This is a genomic window from Kitasatospora putterlickiae (assembly GCF_039527695.1).
Lineage (GTDB): Bacteria > Actinomycetota > Actinomycetes > Streptomycetales > Streptomycetaceae > Kitasatospora > Kitasatospora putterlickiae.
This window is the reverse complement of record NZ_BAAAKJ010000216.1, coordinates 1-8,740: the sequence shown is the minus strand read 5'-3', so window position 1 is coordinate 8,740 and position 8,740 is coordinate 1. Positions and strand designations below refer to the sequence as shown.

General features: G+C 76.0%; 8 protein-coding genes and 3 pseudogenes. 5 read left to right on the top strand and 6 right to left on the bottom strand.

What is annotated here, in order from left to right; all coding sequences use genetic code 11:
- Positions 1 to 403, bottom strand: a pseudogene (locus ABD308_RS21455) (helix-turn-helix transcriptional regulator); the annotation flags it as partial.
- 116 nt (positions 404 to 519) lie between these two features.
- Here ABD308_RS21455 and ABD308_RS21450 point away from each other — a divergent pair.
- Both ABD308_RS21450 and ABD308_RS21445 read left to right on the top strand, forming a co-directional pair.
- Positions 520 to 741: a cold-shock protein gene (locus ABD308_RS21450; protein WP_344337618.1), complete on the top strand. Its 222-nt coding sequence runs from the start codon at positions 520 to 522 to the stop codon at positions 739 to 741.
- Between the two features lie 72 nt (positions 742 to 813).
- Positions 814 to 1,488, top strand: coding sequence for a LysE family translocator (locus ABD308_RS21445; RefSeq protein ID WP_344337616.1), 675 nt, complete (start codon positions 814 to 816; stop codon positions 1,486 to 1,488).
- Positions 1,489 to 1,516: 28 nt separating this feature from the next.
- Here the strand turns inward: ABD308_RS21445 and ABD308_RS21440 are convergent, their stop codons facing one another.
- Positions 1,517 to 1,822, bottom strand: a complete 306-nt coding sequence (locus tag ABD308_RS21440) for a hypothetical protein (RefSeq protein WP_344337615.1) — start codon at positions 1,820 to 1,822, stop codon at positions 1,517 to 1,519.
- A gap of 201 nt (positions 1,823 to 2,023) precedes the next feature.
- Here ABD308_RS21440 and ABD308_RS21435 point away from each other — a divergent pair, with 201 nt between their 5' ends.
- A complete protein-coding gene (locus tag ABD308_RS21435; RefSeq protein ID WP_344337613.1) occupies positions 2,024 to 2,320 on the top strand; it encodes a hypothetical protein in 297 nt (98 codons plus the stop codon).
- Here the strand turns inward: ABD308_RS21435 and ABD308_RS21430 are convergent.
- The 4 genes from ABD308_RS21430 to ABD308_RS21415 form a co-directional block, all read right to left on the bottom strand.
- Positions 2,302 to 3,471 carry an XdhC family protein gene (locus ABD308_RS21430; RefSeq protein ID WP_344337612.1) on the bottom strand — a complete coding sequence of 390 codons (1,170 nt, stop codon included), beginning with the start codon at positions 3,469 to 3,471 and terminating at the stop codon, positions 2,302 to 2,304. The two genes, ABD308_RS21435 and ABD308_RS21430, sit on opposite strands and share 19 nt — an antisense overlap.
- A gap of 130 nt (positions 3,472 to 3,601) precedes the next feature.
- Entirely contained in the window at positions 3,602 to 6,055 is a 2,454-nt protein-coding gene (gene pucD, locus ABD308_RS21425; protein WP_344337610.1) for a xanthine dehydrogenase subunit D, read from the bottom strand.
- On the bottom strand, positions 6,052 to 6,540 hold the full coding sequence (locus ABD308_RS21420) for a (2Fe-2S)-binding protein (protein WP_344337608.1): 489 nt from the start codon (positions 6,538 to 6,540) through the stop codon (positions 6,052 to 6,054). The genes pucD and ABD308_RS21420 overlap by 4 nt, the downstream gene beginning before the upstream one ends.
- Complete coding sequence (locus tag ABD308_RS21415; RefSeq protein WP_344337607.1) at positions 6,537 to 7,424, bottom strand: FAD binding domain-containing protein; 888 nt, start codon at positions 7,422 to 7,424, stop codon at positions 6,537 to 6,539. Before ABD308_RS21415 ends, ABD308_RS21420 begins: the two co-directional genes overlap by 4 nt.
- Before the next feature lie 313 nt (positions 7,425 to 7,737).
- On the opposite strand from ABD308_RS21415, the pseudogene ABD308_RS21410 reads away from it, so the two are divergent.
- Positions 7,738 to 8,037, top strand: a pseudogene (locus tag ABD308_RS21410) (PucR family transcriptional regulator ligand-binding domain-containing protein); the annotation flags it as partial.
- A gap of 211 nt (positions 8,038 to 8,248) precedes the next feature.
- A pseudogene (locus ABD308_RS21405) lies at positions 8,249 to 8,740 on the top strand (PucR family transcriptional regulator); the annotation flags it as partial.

Below are 8,740 nucleotides of genomic sequence, written 5' to 3'. Positions count from 1 at the left end.
CTCCGTTTCCGGTGCCCTCGCCGTTCCCGGTGCCCCCGCCGTTCGGCTCCGTGGCCCCGGCCGCCGGCGCCCCGCCCAGTTCGCCGGCCACCTTGAGCCGGGCGGCCAGCGCCGGATCGGCGAGGCCCATGTCCCCGAGCGGCCCGGGCAGTCCGGCCAGCAGCAGCACCTCCGCCTCGGCGCGGTCGAGGCCGGTCAGCCGGGTGCGGTAGCCGTCGAGCAGCCGGTAGCCGCCGGCCCGGCCGCGGTCGGCGTACACCGGGACGCCGGCCTCGGCCAGCGCCAGCACGTCGCGTTGCACGGTGCGCTCCGAGACCTCCAGTTCGGCGGCCAGTTCGGCGCCGGTCATGGCGCGGCGCGCCTGGAGCAGCAACAGCAGCGAGATCGCCCGGGCGGTGCGCATCGGCGGGCCGTCCTCCCGTTCCGGGGCCAGGGCGCGCGCCCGGCCGGTCCAGCACCGATCATGGAGGGCCGGGGGGTGCTCCGGCCCACGCGCCCGCCCGGACCCGAGGAGACCCGATGGCCACCGGCACCGTGCAGTCCTACCACGTCAACCACGGGTACGGCCTGATCACCCCCGATGACGACGGGCCGCCGCTGTATGTGTACTACGACTCGCTCCTGACGGCCGGCGGCGGAGACCGGGTGCTGGTGGAGGGGCAGCGGGTGGAGTTCGACCCGACCGAGCAGGAGGGCCGCCGGGTGGCCGAGCGGGTGCGGCGGCTGGGCGGGCCGGACTGAGCCCCTGGCACCCGGACCCGCTGGTCGAAAACCCGTGCGGCGGAGGGGCCGAGCCCCCGTACGATCAGGGCCATGGAGATGACGACCGCCCTCTGGTCCTTCGCCCTCGTCGTGGGGCTGCTGACGCTCACCCCGGGGCTGGACACCGCCCTGATCCTGCGGACGTCGGCGCTGGGGCATCGGCGGCAGGCGTGGGGCGTGGTGCTCGGCATCCAGACCGGGACGCTGCTCTGGGGCACCCTCACCTCGGCCGGGGTGACGGCGCTGCTCACCGCCTCGCGGATCGGCTACGAGGTGCTGCGCTGGGCGGGCGCCGCGTACCTGGTGTGGATGGGGATCGGGATGATCCGCGCCCGGGTCAAGGACGGGGACGCGGACGCGGACGGGGGCGGGGCTGCCGGCGAGGAGGCGGCGTCCGGGCCGAAGGGGGAGGACAAGGCCCCGGCGGGCGGTCTGGCGTCCGGCTGGCGGCGCGGTCTGCTGACCAACCTGCTCAACCCGAAGGTGGGCGTCTTCTACGTGGCGATGCTGCCGCAGTTCATTCCGGCGGGGGTGCCGCACTTCGCCGCCGGAGTGGCGCTGACCTGCGTGCACGTGGTGGAGGGGCTGCTCTGGTCGGTGGTGCTGGTGGGCTTCGCCCGGGCGCTGCGCGGCTGGCTGCGCCGGCCGGCGGCGCGCCGGGCGATGGACCGGGTGACCGGCGTGGTGGTGGTCGGGTTCGGTGTGAAGCTCGCGGTCTCCGACTGAGCGCCGGAACGGCTCACCGGCCCGGCGTTCAGGACCGTTCAGGGCCGTTCAACCGGCTCAGGCCCTCCTGGAGATCGGCCGGGGTCATGCAGATGTGCATGTCGATGTGGGCGTTGAACTCCAGCCAGAACGGCTCGCAGATCTTGACGACGGCCGCTTCGTCGGCCACGTCGACCACGACGATCTGGCAGCGCCGGCCGTGCCGGGGGAAGGCGTAGACGGCCTCGGGCCTGAGGTCGGCCATGATCTCGTTGAACCTGGCCACGACGGCGCCGTCCACGATGGCCTTGTTGGCCGTCTGGGTGTCGAGTTCGATCTCCAGCAGCGCGCGCATGACGGTGCTCCTTCCCGGGCTCGGACGAGTCCTCGCCTCCAGCGTCCCGCCGTCCCGGGGGGCCCGCAATTCACCCGACCGGCGGTACCGGGGTCGCCGCCGCGCGGATCCCCGGGCTGCACTGGAGGCGACCGGGCGACGACGGACCGCTGTCCGCGGCCCGCCGGAACAGCAGCCGTCCCCAGCGACAGGAGCCGTCCCATGGCGATCATCGCGGTGTTCGACCTCCCGGGGGTCACCCAGGAGCAGTACGAGGAGTCGGTGGACCGGCTGACCGGCGGCACCGGGCTGCACCGGCCCGAGGACTGGCCGGTGCGCGGCCTGCTGCTGCACGCGGCCGGTCCGCTGCCGGACGGCGAGGGCTGGCACGTCACCGACGTCTGGGAGTCCCGGGAGGCCTTCGAGCACTTCGCGGCGGTGCTGCTGCCGATCCTCCGGGAGGTGGGCATGGACACCGCCCCGCCGATGATCTGCGAGGCCTACAACGTGGTCGGCTGAACCCGTTCCGCGAACTCCGCGGGGCCGCGCGCGGCGTCGCGGTGGATCGGCCCGTCCCCGGCGCCCAGCGGCAGGCAGCCGCCGCCCCGCCGGTGGGCGATGATCTCGGCGGCGATCGAGACGGCCGTCTCCTCGGGGGTGCGGGCGCCGAGGTCGAGGCCGATGGGGGAGTGCAGCCGGGCGAGTTCGGCCCCGGTCAGCCCGGCCTCGCGCAGCCTGGCCGCGCGTTCGCGGTGGGTGCGGCGCGAGCCCATCGCGCCGACGTAGCCGAGCGGCAGCCGCAGCGCGCGTTCCAGCAGCGGGATGTCGAACCTGGTGTCGTGGGTGAGCACGCAGAGCACCGTGCGGCCGTCCAGCCGGTCCAGCTGGGAGTCCAGGTAGCGGTGCGGCCAGTCGACGACGACCCGGTCGGCGTCGGGGAAGCGCCGTTCGGTGGCGAAGACGGGGCGGGCGTCGCAGACGGTGACGTGGTAGCCGAGGAAGCGGCCGATCCGGGCGACCGCCGCGGCGAAGTCGATCGCGCCGAACACCAGCATCCGGGGCGCGGGCACGTACGACTCGACGAACAGGGTGACGGCGCCCGGCCCGCGCTCGGCGCAGGGGCGCCCGTCGAGGCCGAGGACGAGCCGGCCGGTGCGGCCGGCGTCGAGCATGGCGCGCGCCTCGGCGACGACGGCCCGCTCCAGCCGGGTCAGGGGCAGGGCGCCGTGGTGGGTGTCGGCGGTGACGGCGAGTGCCGCGCCGAGCGTTCCGGCCGGGCCCGCGACGACCCGGGCGAGTGCCACGGGGGTGCCGGCGGCGATGAGCGCGATCCCGGTGTCGAACGCGGGGTCGGTGCCGGGGACCACCGGCCGGACGAGCACCTCCAGCACGCCGCCGCAGGTCAGGCCGACGGCGAAGGCGTCCTCGTCGCTGTAGCCGAACCGTTCCAGCACCGCCTCGCCGGAGGCGAGCGCGGCCCGGCACAGCTCGTAGACGGCCCCCTCGACGCAGCCGCCGGAGACGCTGCCGACGGCCTCGCCGTGCCCCTGCCCGGCGAGCGCGGCGCCCGGGTCGCGCGGGGCGCTGCCGCTGACGCCGACCACCGTGGCCACGGCGAAGGCGCGGCCGGACGCGTGCCACGCCAGCAGCTGCTCGGCGATGTCCTGCATGACGGGGGCTCCTTCGCGCTTTCGAGGGTGGGCGAGCCGGGCCGCGGGGGGCACCGGCGCCGTACGGAGAACGATCCCGTACGGCGGCGGACATCCCGCCGGCCCGGGCGCGTCCCCGCCCGCGGGGGCGTCAGGCGAAGGGCGGCGGCCGCTCGGTGGTCAGGTGCTCGGGCCGGACCGGGATCCGCCGCAGGTCCAGGCCGGTGGCGTCGCGGATGGCCGCCACGACGGACGGCGTGGCGGAGACGGTCGGTGCCTCGCCCGCCCCGCGCAGCCCGTACGGGGCGTTCGGGTCGGGCAGTTCGAGGAGTTCCACCGGGATCGGCGGGGTGTCCAGGATGGTCGGGATGAGGTAGTCGGTGAAGGAGGCGTTGCGCACCTTTCCGTCCCGGACGACGATCTCCTCCATCACCGCGAGCCCGAGCGCCTGGGCGCAGCCGCCCTGGATCTGGCCGACCACGGCCGACGGGTTGATCGCCTTGCCGACGTCCTGGACGGCGGCCAGCTCGACCACCTTGACCAGGCCCAGTTCGACGTCCACGTCGACCACCGCGCGGTTGGCGCAGAAGCTGTACTGGACGTGGCCGGAGCCCTGGCCGGTCTCCTTGTCGAAGGGGGCGGTCGGGCGGTGGCGGTAGACCCGGGTCAGGTCGACGGGGTCGTCGCCGAGCAGTTCGGCCAGCGGCACCGGCGGGTTCAGCGGGCCGGCCGAGGCGGAGACGACCTGGCCGCCGGCGAACGTGAGGTCGTCCCCGGTCCAGCCGTAGCGGCGCCGGCCGCGCTCGATCAGCTCCTCCCGGACCGCCTGGGCGGCCAGCCTGACCGCGCCGCCGCTCAGGTAGGTCTGCCGGGAGGCGGAGGTCGAGCCGGCCGAGCCGATCCCGGTGTCGGCCGGATGGATGGTCACGTGTTCGACGCCCAGCTCGGTGCGGGCGATCTGGGCGTGCACGGTGACGCCGCCCTGGCCGACCTCGGCCATCGCGGTGTGCACCAGGGCGACCGGCTCGCCGCCGATCACCTCCAGCCGCACCCGCGCGGTGGAGTAGTCGTCGAAGCCCTCGGAGAAGCCGACGTTCTTGATGCCGACCGAGTAGCCGACGCCGCGCACGACGCCCTCTCCGTGCGTGGTGTTGGACAGCGCGCCGGGCAGCCGCCGCGGGTCCGGGTCCTCGGGGTCGAGCGGCGGCGGCAGCGGCATGGCCTTGACCCGCCGCAGCAGTTCGGCGACCGGGGCGGGCGCGTCGATCTCCTGGCCGGTGGGCATCCGGTCGCCCTGCCGCATGGCGTTGAGCCGGCGGAACTCGACCGGGTCCATGCCCAGTTCGGCGGCCAGCCGGTCCATCTGGCTCTCGTAGCCGAACGCCGCCTGCACCGCTCCGAAGCCGCGCATCGCCCCGCAGGACGGGTTGTTGCTGAACAGCGCGAGGGCGTGCATCCGGACGTGGGGGATCACGTAGGGGCCGTGGCCGAGCGAGGCCGCGTTGCCGACCACGGCGGGCGAGGTGGAGGTGTACGCGCCGCCGTCCAGCACGATCCGGGCGTCGGCGTACACCAGCCGGCCGTCCCGGGTGGCGCCGTGCTCGTAGGTCATCCGCGCGGGGTGGCGGTGCACGTGGCCGAAGAACGACTCGTCCCGGGAGTAGACGATCTTGACGGGCCGGCCGGTGCGCAGCGCCAGCAGACAGGAGTGGATCTGCATCGAGAGGTCCTCGCGCCCGCCGAACGCCCCGCCGACGCCGGCCAGGGTGAGCCGGACCTTCTCCTCCGGCAGCCCGAGCACCGGCGCCATCTGCCGGCGGTCCGCGTGCAGCCACTGGGTGGCGATGTAGAGGTCGACGCCGCCGTCCTCGGCGGGCACCGCGAGCCCGGACTCCGGGCCGAGGAAGGCCTGGTCCTGCATGCCGACCTCGTAGTCGCCGCGGACCACGACGTCCGCCATCGCCCGCACCTCGTCGGTGACGCCGAGGCCGGAGACCAGCCGCTGCTCGTGGCAGACGTTGCCGAGCGCGGGCGGGACGCCCTCGGGCGGCTCGTGCACATAGCCGTGGGTCCCGGGGTCGAGGCACTGCTCCTCGGTGACGATCGGGGGCAGTACCCGGTACTCGACCTTGATCCGCTCGGCCGCGCGCCGGGCGGTCTCCGGGTGGTCGGCGGCGACCAGGGCGATCGGCTCGCCCTGGTAGCGGACCCGGTCGATGGCCAGGGCCGGCTGGTCGGCGACGTCCAGGCCGTAGTACTTGGTCCCGGGGATGTCCTCGTGGGTGAGCACCGCGTGCACCCCGGGCACGGCGAGCGCCTCGGAGACGTCGACGGACCGGATGTCCGCCCGGGGGTGCGGCGAGCGCAGCGCCGTGCCCCAGAGCATGTCCTCGTGCCACAGGTCGGAGGCGAACGCGAACTCGCCGCGCGCCTTCAGCGCGCCGTCCGGGCGCGGCGGCGAGCCGCCGACGCCGTCGGTGGAGCTCTGCCGGATCGCCTGGAGGTTCTTCCCGCCCTGGACGGCGCGCTGGGTGGTCCGCTGGGTGGCTTGCCGGGCGGTCCGCCGGGTGGTGCGCCGGGCGGCGGTCCGGGTCCGCGCGTTCATCCGTCCACCGCCTCGTCCGCGCACAGCCGGGCGGAGGCCAGCCGCACCGCGTCCATGATCTTCCCGTACCCCGTGCACCGGCACAGGTTGCCCGACAGCGCCTCGCGGATGTCCGCGTCGGACGGCCGCGGGTCCTGGGCGAGCAGCGCGTCGGTCTGCACCAGCAGGCCGGGCGTGCAGAAGCCGCACTGCACGGCGCCGGCGTCCACGAACGCCCGCTGGACCGGGCCGAGCCCGCCGTCCGCCCCGCCCAGCCCCTCGACGGTGCGCACCTCGCGGTCCTGCACCTGGCCGGCCGCGACCAGGCAGGCGCAGACCGGCACCCCGTCCAGGTAGACGGTGCAGGAGCCGCACTCGCCCTGTTCGCAGGCGTTCTTCGAGCCGGGCAGGCCGACCCGCTCGCGCAGCACGTACAGCAGGCTCTCGCCCTCCCACACGTCGTCGGCCTCGACGGGCCTGCCGTTGGCGGTGAACGTGACCCTCATGGCGTGCTCCCGATCCGTCGGCGGTAGTCGTTCCAGGCCCAGGTGAGTGTGCGCCGGGCCATCACGGCGAGCGCGTGCCGCCGGTAGCCGGCGGTGCCGCGGACGTCGTCGATCGGGGCGGCGGCGGCCGTGACCAGGTCGCCGAAGCGCCGCACCACCTCGGCGTCCGGCGGCTCGCCGCTCTCCCACAGCCCGCGTTCGGCGAGCACCGCGGCCAGGTACTCCTCGGCCTCGGCGGCGCGCCGCGGGGTGGGGGCGGCGGAGCCGATGCCGGTGCCGACGGTGCCGGTGCCCGGGTGCAGCGCGAGGCCGAACGCGCAGACGGCGATCACCATGGCGTTGCGGGTGCCGATCTTGGAGAACTGCTGGGGGCCGTCGGCGGCCGGGATCCGCACGGCGCGGATCAGCTCGTCGGGGGCCAGGCCGTTGCGCTTCACCCCGGTGTAGAACGCGTCGATCGGGATCAGCCGGGTGCCGCGCACCGAGGCCGCCTCGACCAGCGTGCCCCGGCCGGCGGCGAGCAGCGCCGGGTGCGCGTCGCCGGCCGGCGAGGCCGCGCCGAGGTTGCCGCCCACGGTGCCCCGGTTGCGGATCTGCGGGGAGCCGACGGTGCGGGCGGCCAGCGCCAGGCCGGGCAGCGGGCCGGACAGTTCGGCGATGATCCGGCTGTAGGGGACGGCGGCGCCGAGCCGCACCACCGCGCCGTCCCGCGACCAGGTGGTGAGCTCGGTGACGCGGGTCAGGTCGAGGAGCGCGGGCGGGCGGCGCGCGTCGAAGTTCAGCTCGACCATGACGTCGGTGCCGCCCGAGACCGGCAGCGCGGCCGGGTGCTCGGCCTTCGCCGCGAGCGCCTCGTCCCAGCCGGCGGGGCGAAGGAACTCCATGCGGGCGCCTCCTCACGTGGTCGCCACCGGGTCGCCGGACGCGTCCGGGGACCTTCCGGCCAGTGAACCGCGACGACCGGGCCGCCGGCAGTCACCGATGGCATGAAGCCCCGGCCGCGGCGGCGCCCGGCATCCTGTACGTTCCTCCAAGGGGCCCGCACCGAGGACGACGCCCGGGGCCGGCCGCACGGTCCCACCTACGACCGTAGTCCGGCCGCCGTCCCCGCGTCACGGCCCCGCGATCCCCGCCCGGCCCCGGCCACCAGCCCCCGGCCACCGGCCACCGGCCACCAGCCCCCAAGGAGCCCGCCGCATGCGTGTCCGTGACCTGCTCGCCCCCGGTGCCCCGCGCCTGCGCCTGCTCGCGGCCGAGGAGGAGCTGGACCGGCAGGTCAGCGGTGTGATGACGACGGACCTGCACGACCCCGGCCGGTACCTGCACGGCGGCGAGCTGGTCCTCACCGGCATGCTCTGGCGCGGCTCCCCGGCCGACTCCGAGCGCTTCGTGCGCACCCTCGCGGCCGGTGGCGCGGTCGCCCTGGCGGCCGGCGAGGCCGAGGTCGGGCCGGTCCCCGAGGACCTCGTCGAGGCCTGCCGCCGGCACCGGATGCCGCTGCTCGCGGTGCCCGACGACATCGCCTTCGGCACCGTCACCGAGTTCGTCGGCCGCCAGGTCTCCGCCGACCGGGCCGCCGACCTGGCCGCCCTCGTCGACCGGCACCCGGNTGGTCTCGGCGGCCGGCGGCGGGGGACTGGACGCCGTCCTCGACCTGCTCGGCGGCGACCTCGACCTCGACTGCTGGGTCCTTACCCCGACCGGCGCGGTGATCGCCGGGCCCGCCGACCGGCTGCCCGCCGAGGAGCGCGACCAGCTGGTCCGCGCCCACCTCACCGCCCAGCGCCAGGGCCGCCGCCCCCCGTTCCGGACCCGGCCGGCGGGCGCCGCCTACTCGCTGCTGCCCGCGCCCGCGGCCCCGGACGCCCCCTGCCCGCTCGCCGACTGGGTGCTGGTGGTGGCCGGCGACGTCACCGAGTGGACCGCCAAGCGCCGGCAGCTCGCCGAGAACCTCGCCCGGCTGGTCGCCGTCGAGCGCCACCGCCGCGACGAGGGCCGCCGGCTGCGCCGCCGCCTCGCCGACGAGGTGCTGGCCCTGCTGCGGCGCGACGCCGACCCGGCGGAGATCAGCCGCACCCTGCACGCCTCCCCGGCGATGTCCGCCCGCGACGAGGGCCCCGGGGCCGGCGGCCATGTGGAGGAGGCCGCCTGGCTGGTGGTCAGCGCCGAGGGCGCCGGCCTGCCGGAGGGCGTGGTGCGG

What these genes read in the sequence shown, in the direction of transcription:
- ABD308_RS21450 (WP_344337618.1), top strand. Translation starts at nt 520, where the DNA reads ATGGCCACCGGCACCGTGCAGTCCTACCACGTCAACCACGGGTACGGC.
- ABD308_RS21445 (WP_344337616.1), top strand. Translation starts at nt 814, where the DNA reads ATGGAGATGACGACCGCCCTCTGGTCCTTCGCCCTCGTCGTGGGGCTG.
- ABD308_RS21440 (WP_344337615.1), bottom strand. Translation starts at nt 1,822, where the DNA reads ATGCGCGCGCTGCTGGAGATCGAACTCGACACCCAGACGGCCAACAAG.
- ABD308_RS21435 (WP_344337613.1), top strand. Translation starts at nt 2,024, where the DNA reads ATGGCGATCATCGCGGTGTTCGACCTCCCGGGGGTCACCCAGGAGCAG.
- ABD308_RS21430 (WP_344337612.1), bottom strand. Translation starts at nt 3,471, where the DNA reads ATGCAGGACATCGCCGAGCAGCTGCTGGCGTGGCACGCGTCCGGCCGC.
- pucD (WP_344337610.1), bottom strand. Translation starts at nt 6,055, where the DNA reads ATGAACGCGCGGACCCGGACCGCCGCCCGGCGCACCACCCGGCGGACC.
- ABD308_RS21420 (WP_344337608.1), bottom strand. Translation starts at nt 6,540, where the DNA reads ATGAGGGTCACGTTCACCGCCAACGGCAGGCCCGTCGAGGCCGACGAC.
- ABD308_RS21415 (WP_344337607.1), bottom strand. Translation starts at nt 7,424, where the DNA reads ATGGAGTTCCTTCGCCCCGCCGGCTGGGACGAGGCGCTCGCGGCGAAG.